At 72.4% G+C, this 18206-nt stretch carries 18 protein-coding genes; 9 read left to right on the top strand and 9 right to left on the bottom strand.

The genetic code is table 11. The features are described 5' to 3' along the window. Window positions 1–85: 85 nt before the first annotated feature. Entirely contained in the window at window positions 86–928 is an 843-nt protein-coding gene (locus GBN72_RS08180; protein WP_246212446.1) for a menaquinone biosynthetic enzyme MqnA/MqnD family protein, read from the bottom strand. A 452-nt stretch (window positions 929–1380) separates the two neighbouring features. On the opposite strand from GBN72_RS08180, the gene GBN72_RS08175 reads away from it, so the two are divergent. Beyond that, window positions 1381–2400 (top strand): TauD/TfdA family dioxygenase, encoded by a 1020-nt coding sequence (locus GBN72_RS08175; protein WP_246212366.1) that lies wholly within the window; start codon window positions 1381–1383, stop codon window positions 2398–2400. A 6-nt stretch (window positions 2401–2406) separates the two neighbouring features. After that, window positions 2407–5433, top strand: a complete 3027-nt coding sequence (locus tag GBN72_RS08170) for a non-ribosomal peptide synthetase (RefSeq protein ID WP_151771056.1) — start codon at window positions 2407–2409, stop codon at window positions 5431–5433. Between the two features lie 87 nt (window positions 5434–5520). Here the strand turns inward: GBN72_RS08170 and GBN72_RS08165 are convergent, their stop codons facing one another. Continuing rightward, complete coding sequence (locus tag GBN72_RS08165) at window positions 5521–6342, bottom strand: AfsR/SARP family transcriptional regulator (protein ID WP_151771055.1); 822 nt, start codon at window positions 6340–6342, stop codon at window positions 5521–5523. 875 nt (window positions 6343–7217) lie between these two features. On the opposite strand from GBN72_RS08165, the gene GBN72_RS08160 reads away from it, so the two are divergent. The 3 genes from GBN72_RS08160 (at window position 7218) to GBN72_RS08150 (ending at window position 9410) form a co-directional block, all read left to right on the top strand. Further along, window positions 7218–7820 (top strand): helix-turn-helix domain-containing protein, encoded by a 603-nt coding sequence (locus GBN72_RS08160; RefSeq protein WP_151771054.1) that lies wholly within the window; start codon window positions 7218–7220, stop codon window positions 7818–7820. Window positions 7821–7822: 2 nt separating this feature from the next. Then, the gene (locus GBN72_RS08155) at window positions 7823–8350 is read left to right on the top strand and encodes a hypothetical protein (protein WP_151771053.1); all 528 of its coding nucleotides are present in this window, start codon (window positions 7823–7825) and stop codon (window positions 8348–8350) included. 397 nt (window positions 8351–8747) lie between these two features. After that, window positions 8748–9410: a hypothetical protein gene (locus tag GBN72_RS08150; RefSeq protein ID WP_151771052.1), complete on the top strand. Its 663-nt coding sequence runs from the start codon at window positions 8748–8750 to the stop codon at window positions 9408–9410. A 75-nt stretch (window positions 9411–9485) separates the two neighbouring features. On the opposite strand, the gene GBN72_RS08145 is transcribed toward GBN72_RS08150, so the two are convergent. Beyond that, window positions 9486–9761, bottom strand: coding sequence for an MDR/zinc-dependent alcohol dehydrogenase-like family protein (locus GBN72_RS08145; protein WP_151771051.1), 276 nt, complete (start codon window positions 9759–9761; stop codon window positions 9486–9488). Window positions 9762–10427: 666 nt separating this feature from the next. Here GBN72_RS08145 and GBN72_RS08140 point away from each other — a divergent pair. After that, window positions 10428–10790: a YciI family protein gene (locus tag GBN72_RS08140; protein ID WP_151771050.1), complete on the top strand. Its 363-nt coding sequence runs from the start codon at window positions 10428–10430 to the stop codon at window positions 10788–10790. Then, window positions 10787–12049 (top strand): RNA polymerase sigma factor, encoded by a 1263-nt coding sequence (locus GBN72_RS08135; RefSeq protein WP_151771049.1) that lies wholly within the window; start codon window positions 10787–10789, stop codon window positions 12047–12049. The genes GBN72_RS08140 and GBN72_RS08135 overlap by 4 nt, the downstream gene beginning before the upstream one ends. Window positions 12050–12076: 27 nt before the next feature. Here the strand turns inward: GBN72_RS08135 and GBN72_RS08130 are convergent, their stop codons facing one another. From GBN72_RS08130 to GBN72_RS08115, 4 genes are all read right to left on the bottom strand, one after another. Continuing rightward, entirely contained in the window at window positions 12077–12814 is a 738-nt protein-coding gene (locus GBN72_RS08130; protein WP_151771048.1) for a VOC family protein, read from the bottom strand. Between the two features lie 82 nt (window positions 12815–12896). Continuing rightward, window positions 12897–13562 carry a nucleotidyl transferase AbiEii/AbiGii toxin family protein gene (locus GBN72_RS08125; protein WP_151771047.1) on the bottom strand — a complete coding sequence of 222 codons (666 nt, stop codon included), beginning with the start codon at window positions 13560–13562 and terminating at the stop codon, window positions 12897–12899. Continuing rightward, the gene (locus GBN72_RS08120; protein ID WP_246212365.1) at window positions 13559–13999 is read right to left on the bottom strand and encodes a hypothetical protein; all 441 of its coding nucleotides are present in this window, start codon (window positions 13997–13999) and stop codon (window positions 13559–13561) included. Before GBN72_RS08120 ends, GBN72_RS08125 begins: the two co-directional genes overlap by 4 nt. 98 nt (window positions 14000–14097) lie before the next feature. Beyond that, entirely contained in the window at window positions 14098–14673 is a 576-nt protein-coding gene (locus tag GBN72_RS08115; RefSeq protein ID WP_151771046.1) for a TetR/AcrR family transcriptional regulator, read from the bottom strand. Window positions 14674–14760: 87 nt separating this feature from the next. Between GBN72_RS08115 and GBN72_RS08110 the strand changes: the two genes are divergently transcribed. After that, entirely contained in the window at window positions 14761–15642 is an 882-nt protein-coding gene (locus GBN72_RS08110) for an SGNH/GDSL hydrolase family protein (RefSeq protein ID WP_151771045.1), read from the top strand. Between the two features lie 118 nt (window positions 15643–15760). On the opposite strand, the gene GBN72_RS08105 is transcribed toward GBN72_RS08110, so the two are convergent. Both GBN72_RS08105 and GBN72_RS08100 read right to left on the bottom strand, forming a co-directional pair. Continuing rightward, entirely contained in the window at window positions 15761–16837 is a 1077-nt protein-coding gene (locus GBN72_RS08105) for a site-specific integrase (RefSeq protein ID WP_151771044.1), read from the bottom strand. After that, window positions 16834–17199, bottom strand: coding sequence for a hypothetical protein (locus tag GBN72_RS08100; protein WP_164540495.1), 366 nt, complete (start codon window positions 17197–17199; stop codon window positions 16834–16836). Before GBN72_RS08100 ends, GBN72_RS08105 begins: the two co-directional genes overlap by 4 nt. Window positions 17200–17363: 164 nt before the next feature. Between GBN72_RS08100 and GBN72_RS08095 the strand changes: the two genes are divergently transcribed. After that, window positions 17364–18173 (top strand): hypothetical protein, encoded by an 810-nt coding sequence (locus GBN72_RS08095; RefSeq protein ID WP_246212364.1) that lies wholly within the window; start codon window positions 17364–17366, stop codon window positions 18171–18173. Window positions 18174–18206: the final 33 nt, after the last annotated feature.

Raw genomic sequence — 18206 nt, 5'->3', positions numbered from 1 at the left:
GAGTGTTTTTCCGTCAGTGTGCACAGACCGGGTCGGCCCCGCCGAACCCCTGCCACCCCCTGTTCCCGTCGCCGGTCGCCCGTCGTCACGGGGCCGGGATCACGTCGATCCTCACGTCGGGCGGAAATCCCTCTCCGGGGCCGCCGACCCTTCGGGCGAATTCGGTGAGCGCCGCCAGCTCCCTCTCGCCGAAATCGAAGCGGAGACCCCGGAGGTAATAGTCCTTCAGTCTTTCCGCGTCGAATTCGGCCCGCTCCGCGATCTGCTCACAGATGAGGTCGATCTCCTGGATGGAGAGGTCGCGCGCCTCGATCAGGCAGGAATGCACGTGGCGGACCACGTCGGGCTGCCGGGCGAGGAACTCCTTGCGGGCGGCGAACACGGCGAAGACGAACGGGAGGCCCGTCCACTCGCGCCACATCCCGCCGAGGTCGTGGACGTGCAGGCCGAGCCGGGGCGCGTCGTGGCGGGCGGCGCGCAGGGCGGCGTCGCCGATGACGACGGCGGCCTGGGCGTCCTCGAGCATCCGGGGCAGGTCGGGCGGGGCCACGTGGTATTCGGGGCGGACCCCGACCCGTTCGGCGAGCAGCAGCTGGGCGAGCCGGACCGAGGTGCGGCTGGTGGAGCCGAGGGCGACCCTGGCGCCGTCGAGGTCGGCGAGCGGGACCTTGCTGAAGAGCAGGCAGGACTGGACGTCCCCGTCGCTGCCGACCGCGATGTCCGAGAGGGCGACCAGGTCCTCGGCGTGCTTGAGGAACTCGAAGACGCTGATGGCGCCCATGTCCAGCCGGCCCTCGGCGAGGGCCGTGTTGAGGATGTCGGGGCTGGCCTCCGTCAGGTCCACGTCGGAGAGGGCACCCGACTTGGCCAGCCCCCACAGCAGGGGGACGCAGTTGAGGAAGGAGATGTGTCCCACCCGGGGCCGCACGGGTTCCGTGCCGTCCTGCGGCCCGGTGACCCCGACGAACTCACGGGACCAGTCGGTCCGCGGCGCCGCGCGGGGACGGAACGGTTCGCGTCTGCCGTCGATGTCGATCGTCGATTTCAAAGAGGTGCCCACGCTTTCCGGTTTCGGTCTTCCTCGGATAGCGGCTTCGGCCGGCACCGCTTTCCGACCGCTGATTCCGGCACACATTTCCGGTCGCCGCCACGAGCTGTGAGTGCGGCAACCGTACATCCGGGCCACGGCACCCCCGCCGGGCAATGGACGGCATCAAGTGGCCTGGCAGCAAACGGCCAATTCCTCTAGGGGTTTCCACCCCTATGCGGAAAACCCCCGGCCGATTCGTTAAGGGTTGCCCGGCTTTCCGGCCGCTTCTAGCCTCGCTCGAGGAATCGCCTGGCATTCCTCAGTCCATCCTGGCGAATGATTGGAGAACCATGTCAGCTCCCACGGAGGTGATGAACCCCACCGGTGCGGTCTTCCGCCTGGACAGCGCCGAGCACGACGCGCTCGCCGAGCTGGCCGCCACCCTGGCCGGCGTCGCGCCCGGTCTGGTGGACGACGACGGCTGGGTGGCGGCCGCCCGCCGGCTCACCGGCGACCTGCCCGCCCGGCTGCGGTCCCGGCTGCGCGAGTTCACCTGGGACCCGGGCACCGACGCGATGCTGCTGCTGCGGAACCTGCCACTGGAGCCGGCCGGCCCGCCGGCGACGCCGACCGTCCCCGGCTCGGTGCAGCGCACCGCGACCCTGCCGGCCGCCGCCGTCATGCTCATCGGCATGGCGCTGGGCGAGGTCGTCGCCTTCGACAAGGAGAAGTCGGGCGCCCTGCTGCAGGACGTGGTGCCGGTGCCGGGCATGGAGACCTTCCAGGGCAACGCCGGCTCCGTGAAGCTGAACATGCACACGGAGAACGCCTTCCACCCGCTGCGTCCGGACCTGGTGGGCCTGATGTGCCTGCGCAACGACCACGAGAACGTGGCCAAGCTCCGGGTGGCGTCGGTGCGCAGGATCGTCCCGTTGCTGCCCGCTCCCGTTCGCGCGGTGCTGCACGAGCCGCGCTTCCTCGTCGAGGCCCCGGCCTCCTTCGACATGCCCTCCGGCAGCGCCCGGCCGCGCGGTGTGCTGACCGGCAGCCCCGACGACCCGGACCTGACGGTCGACTTCAGCAGCACCGTGGCCCTCGACGGCGAGGCCACCGACGCGCTCCTCCTGCTGGAGAAGGCGGTCGAACGCAGCTACCGGGAGCTGCTGCTGCAGCCGGGCGACCTGGCCTTCGTCGACAACCGCATGGCGCTGCACGGCCGCAGCGCCTTCGTTCCGCGCTACGACGGCGCGGACCGCTGGCTCCAGCGCATCTTCGTGCACTTCGACCACCGGCGGTCGCGCGCCCTGCGCCCGACCGGGGGCCAGGTCCTGCAGAGCGCCGCGCCGGCCGCCACCCCGACCGAGAGGTAACACGTCATGGCCATCGGGGCAGTCCCCCTCCCCTACACCCGGCCGGTCTCCCCGATGGAGGCATGGTTCCTGGTCTACCCGGACTCGGTGCCCGGAGTCATGCACCTGCTCGTCGAAGGAACCGGGGTGATCACCGGGCCCCAGCTCGCCGACGCCGTCGAGCAGGCCGCCCGGTCCTGCCCGGGCACCCGGCTCACCCGGGACGGGATGACCTGGAAGGACAGCGGGACGGCCCCCGAGGTCCGTGAGCTGCCCCCGGGCGGCCTCGACCTGGCCGCCGATCCGCCCGAACTGCACCGTCCGCTGATGGGCGACCCGGGCCCCACCTGCGAGGTGCTGCTGTCCTCCGGGGACGGCAGGACCCGGGTGGTGTTCCGTGCCTTCCACGGCGCCCTGGACGGCAAGGGCCTGATGTTCTGGGCCGAGGAGGTCTTCCGCGCCCTGCGCGGCGAGCCCCTGCAGGGTGCCCCCGACGCGGTGAGCGAGGCCGAGCTTCTGGACCGGCTGGACGCCCGGGGTGTGACGAGCTCGCCGGGCGTCGAGGCCGACCTCGAGTGGCCGTCCGCGCTGGGCGCCCGGCGTGCGGGCGGCGGCCGGGGGTTCTTCTGGCGCCGCCGCACCGTCGACGGCTCGCACCCGGGCGCCGTCGCCAAGGTGGCCCTGGCCGTCACCCGGGCCCGTGGCCTGGACACCGGACGCTTCATGGTGCCGGTGGACCTGCGCCGGCACGCCCCCGAACTGCGCTCGACGGGCAACCTCACCCACAACCCGCTGCTGGAGGTGGACGCCGACTCCGGCTGGGAGGAGGCGCACGAGCGGATGCTGACGCTGCTGGCCGGCAACCACGACCTGGCGGCGCGCGCCGACACCGTGATGACCCAGGTGCCGTTGGACGTGCTGCGCCGTCAGATCGCGGAGCTGGACGGGTACTCCGCCGCACGGAACAAGTACGCGGCCCTGGCGATCGTCTCCCACATGGGCCGCGTCGACGAGGCGGCCCTGAGCACCGATGCCTTCCGGGCCACCGAGGTCTTCGTCCTGCCGAACTCGGGCCCCGTCGGCCCTCCCGAGATCGACCTGATGGAGTTCGGCGGCCGCACCGAGATCACCATCGGCTGGCACGACGAACCGGGCACGGCGCAGCGGGCCGAGGCCCTCCTCGACGCCATCGAGGAGGAGCTCTCCCCCGCCCACCGCCGGCGCTGGGCGGGCAACGCCGCCCCCCGTCCGCTGTCGCGGACCGGCACGGTGGTGGAGCAGTTCGAGGCCCAGGTGGCGCGTACGCCCGACGCGGTGGCGCTGACCGGCCCGGAGGGGCCGGTGGACTACGCGGAGCTCAACCGCCGGGCCGACGCGGTCGCCGCCGAACTGCAGGACCGGGGCGTCGGGCGCGGTTCGGTGGTGGGGCTCGCCGTGGGCCGCACCGTCGCGGCGATGGCCGGCGTCTGGGGCGTGCTCAAGGCGGGCGCGGCCTACCTGCCGCTGGACCCGGCCCATCCCGACCAGCGGCTGAAGGGCCTGCTGCGGGACGCCCGGGTCTCCGTCTGCCTGGTGGGGTCGGACCTGGCCAAGCGGGACCTGGTCCCGGTGGGCTGCGAGGCGGCGGTCGTGGAGGACCTGGCCGGCCGCGGCGGCCGCCCGGTCCCGGCGGGGGTACGGCCGGACGACCTGGCCTACGTCATCTATACGTCCGGTTCGACGGGCCGCCCCAAGGGTGTCGAGATCGAGCACGCCCAGCTGTCCGTGTTCGCCGACTGGGCGATCCCCCTCTACGGCGTGGACGCCACGACCCGGTTCCCGCTGTTCACTTCGCTGGCCTTCGACCTGTCCAACACGGCGCTGTTCCTGCCGCTGCTGGTGGGCGGTTCCGTCGCCCTGGTCCCCGACGACCTCGACCACACGGTGCTCCGGGACATGCTCACCTCCTCGGGCGCGAACGCCCTCAAGCTGACCCCCACCCACCTCGATCTCATCAGCAGGCTGGGGCTGCGGCCGGTGGGCTTCCGCACGGTCGTCGCCGGCGGCGAGCTGCTGCGCGGAGCGGTGGCCGCCCGGGCGCAGGAGATCTTCGGCCCGCAGTGCCGGATCTTCAACGAGTACGGGCCGACCGAGACGACGATCGGCTGCATGTCACGCCGGTTCGACCCGGAACGGGACGCGGAGCTGCCGTCGGTGCCGATCGGCCTGCCTACCCCGAACACCGCCATCCACCTGCTCGACACCCGGGGCCGTTTCGTCGAACCGGGCGAGGTGGGCGAGATGTTCCTGGCCGGTGACCAGTTGGCCCGCGGCTACCGGGGCCGGCCGGATCTCGACGCGGAACGCTTCGTGCGCCTGGCCGACGGGACCCGCGTGTACCGCAGCGGAGATCTCGCCCGGCTGCTGCCGTCCGGGGAACTGGAGTCCGCGGGGCGCACCGACGAGCAGGTCAAGGTGCACGGCCACCGGGTGGAACCCGCGGAGATCGCCCGGATCCTGGAGGAACACCCGTCGGTGGCGAGCGCCTTCGCCGCGGGGCTGACCCGCCCCGGGACGACCGACCGGACCCTGTGCGCCTGGGCCGTCCCCGCCGGCGACGACACGCCCGCGGTCCTGCTTCCCCTGCTCGAGGACCACCTGCGGGAGCGGCTGCCGCGCTACATGGTGCCCTCGACCATCCTGCTCATCCCCGAACTGCCCCTGACGCACAACGGCAAGGTGGACGTCTCCGCCCTGCCGAGGCCTTCCGGCTCCGCCGGCCCCTCCCAGGGCTCAGGCGACGCCGGAGGGTTCGCCGGGAGCCGCGACGAAGTGGAGGAGACCATCGCCGAGATCTGGACCGAGGTCCTGGGGCTGCCCGCCGACCGGCTGGGCCAGGACCCCGACTTCCACGCCCTGGGCGGGGACTCGGTGTCCCTGCTGACCATGCTGGCGCGCGTGTCGTCGGACGTCGTGGGCCGCGAGGGGGAGAAGGAGTTCATGTCCCACCTGGCCGGCTTCATCGCCCGCCCCACCCTGCGACACGTCTCGGAGGTGGCCGGCCGACTGCGCTGACGAAGTGAACCGGTGGGGACGGGGCCTGCGCGGCTCGTCCCCACCGGTTCGTGTGGTCGTCGGTCCGGTCCTGTTCCGGCGGTGTTCTCAGGCCGCGAAGAGGTCGAACGTGGAGGTGCGCCGGGGTCCGGCCATCTGGTCCAGCTGGGGGTCCACGGTGAGCATCGCCTGGTGCAGGCGCTGGAGCTGCGGGGACGGTTCCACCCCGAGTTCCTCGATCAGCCGCATCCGCAGCCTGCGGTAGATCTCCAGGGCGGAACCCTGCCGCCCCGCCCGGTACAGGGCCACCATGGCCTGCGAGTGGAGCCCCTCGTGATGCGGGTGGCGCGCGGTCAGCTCGGTCAGCTCGGCGATCAGCTCGCTGTGCCGGCCCAGCCGCAGGTCGGCGTCGATCCGCCGTTCCACCGCCACCAGCCGGCTCTCCTCCAGCCGCAGCACCTCGATCTCGAGGACCGGGCCGAGCCGGACGTCCACCAGGGCGTTGCCGTCCCACAGTTCGAGGGCCTGCCGGTAGCACCGGGCGGACCCCTCGTTGTCGCCGGCCTCGAAGGCCGCCAGCCCCTGGGCGGTCAGCTCCTCGTAGCGGTGCACGTCCACGCAGCCGGAGGGGATCTGCAGCACGTACCCGTTGTGCCGGGTGGCCAGGACGTCCTTGGCGCTGGTGCCGGCGTCACACCCCATGGCGGCGCTCAGACGGCGTCGCAGCTGCAGGATGTACGTCTGCAGCGTGGTGAGGGCGCTCTGCGGAGGGTGGCTGCCCCAGATCTCCTCCATGAGTCTCTGTACCGGCACCACTCTGCCTGGGTACAACGTCAGCAACGACAGGATCTGTCGTGGCTTGGCCGCGGACGGCACGATCGACGCTCCGTTGACATGGGCCTCGAGCGGGCCCAGAACCTGAATTTTCATGCCGGCCTCCCCCTTCGCATACCGTCGACCACTCGCGTCGCACGCTAGTCCGAAACGTGTCGGTCGAGCGGTGGCCTCCAGTCCCTCTCCAATTGCTTTCCAGGCGGCTTCCACTCGCGGGCCTCATCCTGGCCGGATCAGCTGAGGTCACCGGGGGGACATCACGCCTCCGGCGCGATCGGCGGTGCCGCGCCCGGTCGTCGAGCCGCGCAGGTGCGGGCCGGCGGTCGGCCCTCCGTCGTCGAAGCGCGGCCGTGCGGCGCCGTTGGGCGCTCCGCGCCGCGCGGAACCTCCCGGGGGCTCCTCCGGCCCCGCCCCCGGGACACGGGCTGCCGGGCCGGGCGTCACTGCCGGGTTTGGCCCCGCCGGCAGCATGAGAAGACGTCAGCGGGTGTGTGGGGCGCACCCTGCTGGAGGAACGCTTGAGCCTCGCTGGAGAAATGGCCGGGCGCTTCAGGAGGAAAAACTCCCCCGCCGGGGCGGAAGCCGCCCGTCCGCGGACGGAACCACTGATTCCACAGGTCGCAGGGGTCGGACCGCGCCCCTGTTTCCTGACGTTGCGTCACCATCGCACCCCGGCGCGGGAACCACTGACGGCCCGCACCTTCTAATAAGGAAGAGGCCTACGTTTCCGCAGGTCAGAGAGGTGCGTATGGCTCAGAAGTTACCTCATGAGGCAACTTCGGCACCCTGAGATTGCCTCATGAGGTAACTTCGGCCCTTCCATTGCGACTTATGTGCGCAATAGTGCGACCACCGGAAGTTACCTCATGAGGTAACTTCGCGGCGCGAACGCGCCGATAGGTCGCATCGTTGCTACCTATCTGCGCAACTGACTAGGGTGAGCGGGTCTTGGTTTCGACAAAGGAGGGCTCATGGCCCAGCCGCAGCGGGACGACCACCGGTCACCCCGCTCGTCACCCGCGCCCGAAAGCCCCTACAACCTCGCCCCCAGACCCAGGGACAATCTCGTCCGCCTGCCGGCCGGGCACTCGGCCGAGGTCCGTCCTCCGGTCAGCGCGGGCAACTTCATCGGCGGGTACTTCGCTCAGGACTCGCTGGAGTTCCTGTGCTGGATGGCTCAGTACTTCCGCGACGACAACACCTCGTTGCGTGTCCTGCTCTGGCTGATGGGCAGCCAGGACGTGGGCGGCGCCGTGTGCCTCAAGCAGCGGGAAATCGCCGACGCCCTGCAGCTCACCCGGCCTCAGGTGTCGCGCAGCATCCACAAGCTGGAGAACCTGGGCCTGGTGTTCTCGCCCAGGCGGGGTCACTATCAGCTCCAGCCCGCCGTCACCCTGCGCGGCGGCTACCGAGCCGTTCCCAAGCCCGGCAGGGGCTCGGGTCGCAGGGTCACCGTCCCCGTCGAGCAGCTCAGCCTGCTGAGCGACCTCGCGCTGGATCCGAACGTTCCGGACGAGTTCCGTGCGCTGGGGCTGCCCGGCGCACGGCTGCCGGAGAAACCCGAGGAGGCCTGACCATGCCGCTGCCTGCGCCGATTCAGCAGGAGCTGTCCGTCGGCACGTTCAACGTCTTCGCGTACATGCCCGCCATGCCAGGCATCGCCTACCGGGTTCTCTTCGAACTGCTGGGCACGCAGCAGAACGGAGGGCTGTGCCTGGTGACCGAGGAGGCACTGGCGGCCCAGCTCGGCGTGCACCGCTCCATGGCCGGGCGCGGCCTGCAGTCGCTCATCCACGCCCGCATGGTGTTCCGCGAGGCCCGCGGCACCTACCGGCTCAACCCCATGCTGGCCGGCGGCCGCACCTTCGAGGAGCACCTCGAGGCCATCCGCGACCTGGACCCCGAGGACCGTCTCGACGTCGACCACTTCCAGGACCGCTACGACCGCGCCGTCGCCGAGGCATCCATCGCCCGTCAGCGCCGCAACAAGGGCCGGGCGAAGGCGTCGTCGGCTCCGGACACCCGCCGGGAGCGGACCGTCGCCGAGGCCGACGTCGTCAGCATCACCACCGCCAGGCGGCGCCCCCGGCGGCAGCCGTCCTGACGGTCCACGGCCGAAGGACCCCGGAAACCATCGGAGCCCCGCCGAGAAGGCGGGGCTCCGATGTGTCTTGGTTTCGCTGCAAACTTTACAGCACCGCCTCGGCCGCTGCGGGCGTGCCCGCCCCGCGTCCGGCCCCCGGTGGCCGGAATGCCGCCGGTCAGCGGCTCCCCCGGCCCGTGGTCACCAGGCCATCGCGGACATGTGCGAGCCCCGTCCGGCGGCTCCTTCCTGAGGACGGCCGATTTTCGCGCGTGGTGCCGCCCGGTTATCACGGCGTGATAATTCCGCCGGTCCCACGGCCCGGTCCCTCGTCGGGCCACGGGCAGCCGCGGTGCCTGTTCTCCCGCCGTTTCCCCGCGCCTAGGATGCGGAGACCAGGCGGGAGGAGGGGGTTCCGGTGGGAGAAGTACCCGGTGCTCGGGCCGGGTTGGACCGGCTCGGCCGGGCCCTGCGTGCGCAGCTCGTCGAGCTGATCGACGACCTGACGCCCGGCGCCGACCTGGGCCTGCTCCTCCTCGACGAGCCGAAGGTCGTCGACTGGCACGATCCCCTGCGCTACAGCTACTCGGCCGTCTTCCGCGGGGAACGCCGCGATGGGGTCGGCGCCGCCGACGCCGCCTCGCGGTCCGCCGACCTTCTCGGCCGGGCCGGCTGGGACGTCAGCGGGCCGTGGCAGGAGAGCGACGGCACGTGCGTCCTCACCGCACACCGCGACGGCACCCTCATCGAGGTCACCACGGGCGAGCACCCGACCGTGCTGTACCGGGGGCAGACCGCCGCCCGGGCGCTGCGCGAGCCGGAGGACCACCGGTGGCCGGAGCCGGTGCGCACGCCGGGGACGCTCTCGCCCGGCTACGTGCTGTGCTACGAGTGCGACGGCCTCGGCGCCTGCGACTGCTGCGGTGGACGCGGATGGGTGCCCGACGAGCCGAGCGGGCGCCGCCGGTGCCCCCAGTGCGCCACGCGGCGTGTCTGCCCCATCTGCCGGGGCGAGGGGCAGCTGGCGGTGTCCCAGCTGACGTCCTACCAGCTGGGGTACTACCCGGAACTGGGCCGGTAGCCGCTGTCGGCGCGAAGCGGCGCGAGGGAGGTTCCCCGAAGGCGGTCGGCACCGGTCGCGGGCCGGCCGGAGGCGTCACGGAGTGTCACCGGTCCAGTCCCACCGGGCCGGGTTGCCGGGGCGCGGGTCGTACATCGCCCTGCCGCCGGGGCCGAACCGGCCCAGCTCGGTGGGGAGGACGACCCCGGTGGCGGCCTCGCCCCGCGTCCAGCCGGTGATGTCGAGCAGCAGCCCGTCCAGCGGGCCGCCGACGAGCTCGGCGTAGCGGCGGTCCGGCCGCGGGTCCGGGTGTTCGTGGTCGGCGCCGTAGACCCGGCGGCGCAGCGACTCCCGTTCGTCGTCACGGTCCATCCGTCCAGTCTCCCGGCGACCGCCGACAACGCGGCCCGGACGTGGATGCTGTCCGGTGCTCAGGGAGCGGAGGCCAGTAGGGAGACGACCGGCCGTGCGGCGTCGGGGGTCGAGGAACATCCGTGTCAGATCGTTGCCCGACCTGCCTGGCGGCCTGCGCCCGCTGCGGGCCCCCGATACCGCCGATGATGTGTAGGAAGGTGCATCAGCATTCTCGGTGGCGGAATTGATCGTGCGGCTTGGGCTCCGGGGCAAACCGGGCACGGAGACAAAGGTGGACCTGGCTCAGATGCCGGGTCCCGGGCTCTGGCCGCCCGCGGCGGTGACATCCGGCGTCTCGGACCGCTGTGATTCCGGATCCCCGAGCGACTGCTCTTCATCGCCATCCCCTGTGGGCGGCGAAGGGCGGATCCACCCGCCCTGACGGCGCGCGTCCCTCCGTCGGGGCCGGCTCCGCGCCGGCCGACGGCCGCTGAGGAGCACGGGGCCGGGGAGCCGGGTTGTAGGTTGATCATCCGCGTCGCTCCTGAGCGCGAGGACGGGCCGACGACGGCACCAGAAAAATTCGGCGAAGAAAGTTGTCGTCGGATGTCGAGGACCCGATTCCCGCTCCGACTGAGGGGTGACAGCGCGCCGACGGGGCGCGCGGGAGCGAGGGGACCCGACATGAAGTACGTCGCGATGATCTACGGCAACCAGGCCAAGTGGGACTCCTTCCCGGCCGAGGCATGGCCCGAGGCGATCGCCAGGCAGGAGGCGTTCAACAGGAAGTACCGCGAGAGCGGTGAGCTCCTCGGCGCCTACGGCCTGGCGGACGCGGCCAACGCACAGCTCGTGCGCTGTGAGGACGGGGTCCCGGCGGTCACCGACGGCCCGTACCTCGAGACCAAGGAGTACATCGCCAGCTTCTACCTGCTGGACTGCGACAGCCTGGAGCGGGCGCAGGCGATCGCCGCGGACATGCCGTTCGCCGACGTGGACCCGGTCGAGCTGTGGCCGGTGCTGCACGAGTCCGCGGCGGACGTGTGACCGCCGGGCGTCCTGCCGTCGAGGACCTGCTGCGCGAGCTGGCGCCGCAGGTCCTCGGCGCGCTCGTACGCCGCTACGGCCTCTTCGACGAGTGCGAGGACGCGGTCCAGGAAGCCCTCCTGGCCGCCGTCCTGCAGTGGCCCGGGGCCACGGTCCCGGACAACCCCCGGGGCTGGCTGGTGACCGTCGCCTCCCGCAGGCTGGTCGACCGGATCCGCGGCGACAGCGCCCGCCGGCGTCGCGAGGACGCCCTCGCGCTGGCCACCCCGCAGGCCGAACTGCTCGGCCACGCCGCCGACACCGTGCCCGACGCGGACCGGGACGACTCGCTGGCCCTGTTGTTCCTGTGCTGCCATCCCGCGCTGTCGCAGGCCAGCCGGATCGCCCTTACGCTGCGCGCGGTCGGTGGCCTGACGACCCGGCAGATCGCCGCGGCCTTCCTGGTGCCCGAGGCGACCATGGCCCAGCGCGTCAGCCGCGCCAAGCAGACCGTCAAGGCGTCCGGCACACCCCTGGCCGTGCCCGAGGGCGCCGAACTCACCGAGCGGCTCGCCGAAGTGCGGCACGTGCTCTACCTGGTCTTCAACGAGGGGTACACCACCACCGGCGGTACCGACGACACCGGCCTGACCGCTCCGGAACTGTCCGACGAGGCCATCCGGCTCACCCGGATGCTGCACCGTCTGATGCCCGACGACACCGAGACCGCGGGCCTCCTCGCGCTGATGCTGCTCACCGACGCGCGCCGCCCCGCCCGCACCGGTCCTTCCGGCGAGGTGGTGCCGCTGGCGGAACAGGACCGCGGCCGATGGGACCGCCGTGCCATCGCCGAGGGAGTCGACCTGATCAGCCGGACCCTGCCGCGCGGCAGGGTCGGCCCGTACCAGCTGCAGGCGGCCATCGCGGCCGTGCACGACGAGGCCGAGGACACCGACGCCACCGACTGGCCCCAGATCCTCGCCCTGTACGAGATCCTGGAACGGTTCGGGCCGAACCCGATGGTCACGCTCAACCGCGCGGTCGCCGTCGCCATGGTCCACGGCCCGGCCGCGGGACTCGACCTGGTCACGGCGCTGGAGACCGACCCCCGCACGGCCCGCCACCACCGGCTGCTCGCCACTCGTGCCCACCTCCTCGAGCTCCTCGGCGAGCACGAGGCCGCGGCGGCCTCCTACCGCGAAGCCGCCCGCCGCACCACCAGCGCCCCCGAGCGCCGCCACCTCAGCGCCTGCGCCCACCGCCTGGAAGCCCGTGTCTGAACGCGCGGCCCGAGCCGCCGCTCCGAGTCAGCGGGGGGCGAGGAGGCAGAACTCGTTGCCTTCCGGGTCGGCCAGCACCGTCCAGTGGATCGCGGACCGGTCGACGCCGGGGTCGGTGGCGCCCAGGGCGAGCAGCCGGGCCTCCTCCGCCGCGATGTCGTCACCGGGGTAGGGGCGGACGTCGAGGTGCACGCGGTTCCACACGACCTTGGTGTCGGGGGTACGGACGAACTCCAGGTACGGACCGACGCCTTGGGCGGAACGCATCCTCGCGTGGCGGTCGGAGACCTCGTGCACCGTCCAGTCCATCGCCTCACCCCAGAACCGCGCCATCGCCCGGGGGTCGGCGCAGTCGACCACCACCGCGGCGATCGGCCCGGTGTCCTGGTGGATCGGGCGGGGCTCCAGGACGCAGAACTCGTTGCCCTCCGGGTCCGCCATGACCGTCCAGGGGACGTCGCCCTGACCCACGTCGGCGAGCGTCGCACCAAGACCCTTCAGACGCGCCACCAGTTCCGCCTGGTGGGCGGTCGAGGTGGTGGCCAGGTCGAGGTGGACCCGGTTCTTCACCTTCTTCGGTTCCGGACGCGCCACGATGTCGATGCAGACCGCCGCGGGGTCGGGGTAGGAGAAACCCACGGGTTCGAGGTTGGTCACAGTGGGCTCTTCGCTGTCGATACCCCACCCGAGTACCTCCGCCCAGAACCGACCGAGCGCGGAGTCGTCGTGGGCCTTCATGTTGATCTGTACAAGTCGTGTCGCCATGCGCGGATCCTAGATCCCAGAGGCGCCCAAGGTGGCATGGGCAGGCCAAACAGCGCCGGGCGGGGCGAAGGGCGGGCACCCGTCAGTCGTCGCCGAGGTCGTCCTGCGCCAGGCGGAGGCCGATGTCGTCGGCCCACCGCTGGGCCCAGGCGAGGAGGGCGTCGACGATGTCCTCCCCGGCTCCGTACTGCTCGAATTCGAGGGGGTCGAGCCAGGCGACGCCGGTGAGGCGGCTCTGCAGTTCCTCGAGGTCGAAGCGGCCACGGGCGTGGAGGCGGCCGAAGTGTTCGAGGTCGGCGGTGGTCCAGCGCCGGGACGCGGCGAAGACGTCGAGGGCGTCGCGTGGCGCGCCCCGTTCGGCCAGCGCGCGGACCTTGGTGCCGACGACGTCCTGTTCGGAGAGGACCGGGCCGTAGGCGCAGACGGCCGGGGGCCGCGTGAAGGACTCCTTGAGGATGTCGACCTCGCACTCCTGCCCGTCGGCGCCGGTAGCGGTGAGGCGGGCGGAGAGCGGGGCGATCTCGATCACCTCGATGCGCCAGCCGCGTGCGGTGAGGCCCTCGGCGAGGCTGTGGACGATGTCGCCCATCGGGGCCGGGTTCTCGGTGGCGACGTCGACGTCCTGGCTGGGGCGGGCGAGGAGCTCGTGGGCCTGGACGCCGTATCCCCCGGTGATCACCAGCGGATACGGGGACCCGAGGGCCAGGACGTCGGCGAGGAGCCGGGCGTGCAGGTCGGGCAGTTTCACGCGGCCGTCCGGTGCCGGCGGACCGGGGGCGGCGCGGTCGGCGGCAGGTGGGTGAGGGCACGCAGCTCGGCGAAGGTGTCCTCCCACACGTCGCGCACGGACGAGGAGACCAGGGTGCGCAGCGTGGGCCACAGCTGCAGCAGCAGGTCGCGGTTGAGCAGGGTGCACAGGTCGTGGCGCATGCCCTCGGCGAGGACCACGCGGTACAGGCTCATCCGCTGCCGCTCGTTTCCGAGGTCGAAAGCCCGCAGCCCCGACCACACCACCGTCAGCGGCGGCTCGACGACGCCTTCGCGGGGGCCGTGCATCTCGTCCAGGGAGGCGGGCAGACGGCGGCGGAACTTCTCCCGGTAGAGGCGCAGATCGTCGGCGTGCCCGGCCGGTCCGCCGGTGACGGGCGGCAGCGGGCGTGACGCGGACGACGGGGACGCACTCATGTCACCAGTATGCCGGGCGTGGCGGACGCTGCGGGTGCGGCGGACGAGGTCCTGGGCACGCCGCGCCCGCGAACCGGATCGGCGACGACGCACGCGGGTCACCGCAGTGGTCTGACAACCGCTCGGGCGAGGGCCTCGGCGCGGGAACGCGGAGCGGCGTCAGCCTCCGGGCCATGGGCGTAGTAGCGCAGGAACGCCTCCTGGAAGCACGCGCCGATCAGCAGGGCCGCCGCCGCGTCCGGGTCCGCGTCCTCGGCGATGCGCCCGAGGCCCTGCTCGGCCCGCAGGTAGGAGGCGAAGCCGGCGACCGCCTTCTCGGGGCCGCCGCCGTGCCGGCTCATGGCCACCCGGTGTGCCGCCATGCGCTGCGGGTCCGCCAGGAGCGCGCCCAGCATCGGGATCGACCGCTGGTAGAAGTCCAGGACCGCGTGCGCGAGCTCGGCGAGGTTCTCCTCGACGTCGCCCTCGCCCGGGCGGACCGAGAGGCGCGACAGGCCGGGCAGCCGTTCCTCCAGGACGGCGAGCAGCAGCCGCTCCTTGTCCCCGAAGTACTTGTACAACGTGGGCTCCGAGACGCCCGTCTCCTGCGCGATCTCCTTGGTCGTGGCGTACACGACGCCACGGGTGCGCAGGATGCCCGCAGCCGCGTCGAGGATCCGCTCCCGTGTGCTCATCGCCGTCCATCCTCCCCCGCTTGACAGGTTAGTGAACACTAGCGCACCCTCGGGTTAGTGTTCACTAACCCCATCTGGAGGGTCGGCATGCGTATCACCGTCTTAGGAATCCCTGGCAGCGACGGACGGCGCCTCGAGCGCCAGGCGGCGCGGAAGTGGATCGTCATCGCCCTGTGCGCGCTGGCCCTGGCGGTGCTGGGGGCCGCCGGCAGCGTCGGCTACCTGACGTTTCTGCGCGCGCCCTCCAACCCGCCGGGCGACGCCTGTGCCGGCGGGCGCCCGGCGGGCGGCGGACCGGTGGTCGTCGCGGCCGGCGCGAGCATGACGCAGGGCACGCTCGGCCGTGACTGGGTCGGCGACCTGCGGGAGAGGCCCGAGTTCCGCGGATACGCGTTCGTCAACGCCGGCGACAACGGCAACACCAGCGCGGACCTCCGCGAACGGATCGACAGCGACGTCGTGGCCTGCGACCCGGATGCGGTCATCCTCCTCATCGGTACCAACGACGTCCGTGACGGCGTTCCCCTGGGGGAGTACCGGGAGAACCTGACCGCGATCATCGAGCGCATCAGGAGCGGGACCTCCGCCCGCATCGCGCTGATGTCCCTGCCGCCGCTCGGCGAGGACCTCGACTCCGAGATCAATCACAGGCTCCGCGGCTACAACGCCGCGATCAAGGAGATCGCCACCCGCACAGCGGTCGGCCACGTGCCCGTGAACGAGCGCTTCACCGGCCATCTCCGGAACAGGAGCCACCGGCCCACCTACGACTTCGGCTTCGGCACGGCGTACTGGGCGGCCGCCAAGTACTACCTGCTCGGAAACGGCTGGGACGAGGTTGCCCGCGACAACGGGCTCGAACTGTTCGTCGATCACATCCACCTGAGCGACCGCGGCGGAGCGATGGTCACCGACCTCGCCGCTCAGTGGCTGTCCTCCGCCGAGGGCGTCGCGAGGAACCATCCGTAGGCCGGGGCCGGCCCGCTCCGGAGGTGACCGGGGCCGCGGCCGGGACTCGAGGAACATCGGAACGTCAAAGGGCGCCGAGCAGCGCCCGGAAGGGACGGCTCGGCGCCGGCGGCCCCTGTCAGGCGAGGCCTTGGGCGGCGTTGTCGTCCCAGCCGTCGATGCGTTGGATGTAGCGGTTGAGGGAGCGGGAGTGGCGGGCCCAGCCGCCTTGGTCGGCGATGGTGATGGTGTCCTTGCCGTGGGCGCGGGCGGTGGTGGCGAGGCCGATGCGCAGGCTGTGGCCGGTCCAGGTGAGGGGGACACCGGCGCGGTCGCTGATGCGGGTGGCGGCGCGGGTGACGGAGTCGGGGGTGAGGCCGCCGGTGGGGTTGCCCCAGCGGTCGATGCCGAGGAATGCCGGGGCGTCGGGCGCGCTCCAGCGGGGGTCGGCCTCCGCGGCGAGGCGCTGGCGGTAGGTGATCCAGGCGCGGACGGGGCAGAGGTCGGGGTCCTCGGCGTAGGGGATCTTGGCGTCGCGCACGGTGTGTTTGGTCTTGCCGGTGAGGACGGAGACGACCAGGCCGCGGTACTCGAGGCGGACGTCGGCGGCCAGCAGGCCGGCGGGGTCCTGGGCGCGGGCGGCGTAGTGGAAGGAGGTGAGGACGAGGGCCTTGTCGCGGTGGCCGGCGAGGGTGTCGGGGCAGGCGCGGGCGACGGCGCGCAGGTCGGCGACGGTGGCGGCCGGGGCTTGGCCGCGGCCGCGGCGTTCGCCCTGCTGGAGGAGCCGGACGGTGAGGCCCTCGAGGGCCTTGCGGGCGGCGGCCTGGTCGTCCCGGCTGACCGCGTGGCCGCGCGCCCGCAGGCCGGTCACGGCTCCGGCGAGGTGCGTGGAGGCGGAGGTGGGCGCGTAACCGGACGCGTCGGTGCGGCCCTCCCGGAGCATCCAGGTCACGAAGGCGACCAGCGAGCCGCGGGTGGCCTCGCCGGCCGGCAGTCCGGCGGCCTCGCAGAAGCGCTCCCACACCCGCCAGGACTTGGCATACGTGTCGCGGGTGTTGGCCGGGGTGGTCTCGACGGCGACCGCGTCGGCCAGGTCCTCCGCCTCCGCCAAACGCCGGGCGGTGTCGACACCGTGCCGTGCGGCCCACCGCCGCAGGAGGGCGGCACGGTCGTCGCCGGGGCCGGCGGGGCCCGGGACGAGAGGGGTGGTGGTCATCGGTGCTCCTCGGGCGGGTCCTGGGCGACCGACCGGCGCAGCCGGGGCGCGTTCGAGTGAGCGAACCGGGCCTCGTAGGCCCTGGCTCGGGCGATGCAGTCCGGTTCGGTGCACACCACGGCCGCGTCCGCCCAGATCCATCCGTCGTCCTCGACGCTCAGCACGGGGTCCGGGCAGGCGGTAAGCAGGGTCGGGCAGTGACGGCGGTCCGGCCGTGCGGCCGAGGCCCGGAACCGCTCGAGGAGAAAGTCGAAGAGTTCGGCCTGCAGGGCGTCGTCGAGTGCGGCGGCGGGCGGGGTGAGGCTCTCGGCGTGGACGACCGCCTCGCGGCCGGCCGCCGTGGTGACGCTCACGTCGAGCAACGGATCGCTCTCCTGCTCCCGGGGGTGGCTCCGAAGGCCTCGTCGGGCCACGGTTTCTGACATCGGATAAGGAGAGCTTATCCGACGCCAGCCCCCGCCGTCGGCCACCCGGCGAGGGAGATTCACAGAATGTGAAACCAGCAGATGAGGCACAATCAGCAACCATGGCGAGGAAGAAGAACACCGCCCGCGACGCCGCCGCACCCTTGCGCAAGGCACCCGTGCGCATCGGCCAGGTCAACACGAACGCCCTGGTCAGCGAGTTGCGGGCACTGCACGAGGCGGCCGGCGGCGCGGACACCATGCCGGACGACACCGAGCTGTACGCCGCCCTGCAATGGACCGAACGCCACGCGGCTCAACTCGATGCGGCCGCACCCGAGGTCCGCCGCCGCGCCGCCCTCACCCGCGTCCTGCTATGGGAACACCTGCGCGAACAGACCGACCTGCACCAGATGCGCGCCGTCACCGCCGCCCGCGACGCCGGCGCCACCTGGGCCGACCTCACCACCCCCCTCGCCGTCCGCGCCCCCTCCGCCGCCTACAACAAGGCCCAACGCCTGGCCGCCGCCGCCCTCACCGACGCCACCGACGACGACCGCCCCGTCCGCCGCACCCCCGAAGCCCTCGCCGCCGCCCGCCTCCGCCACGCCGCACGCGAACGCGCCACCCATCAACGCCGCCAGGCCGCCACCGAACGCCACCCCCTCGTCGCCGCCGCCGCCCATCGCCTCCTCGATCACCGCGAACACCTCACCGCCGACGACGACACCGACTTCTGGCTCGACGAAGCCGCCTACGTCCTCACCGACTGCACCACCGCCATCCAGCAGGAGAGCCTCCAGCGCTACCTCGCCGCCGCCCTCCGCCACCTCCAGCACCACCACCGCACCATCGGTCAGCCCCCCACCACCCACCCCCACGCACTCGCCGCGCTGCAAGCGGTCGCCGCTCTGGTGGCGAACCCCTCCTGAGCGGCTTCGACGTGACGGCCTCACACGCCCGCA

It is taken from the genome of Streptomyces abyssomicinicus (assembly GCF_008974245.1).
GTDB lineage: Bacteria > Actinomycetota > Actinomycetes > Streptomycetales > Streptomycetaceae > Streptomyces > Streptomyces abyssomicinicus.
The sequence above is the reverse complement of the archived record's forward strand: the minus strand, read 5'-3'. Positions and strand labels throughout refer to the sequence as shown.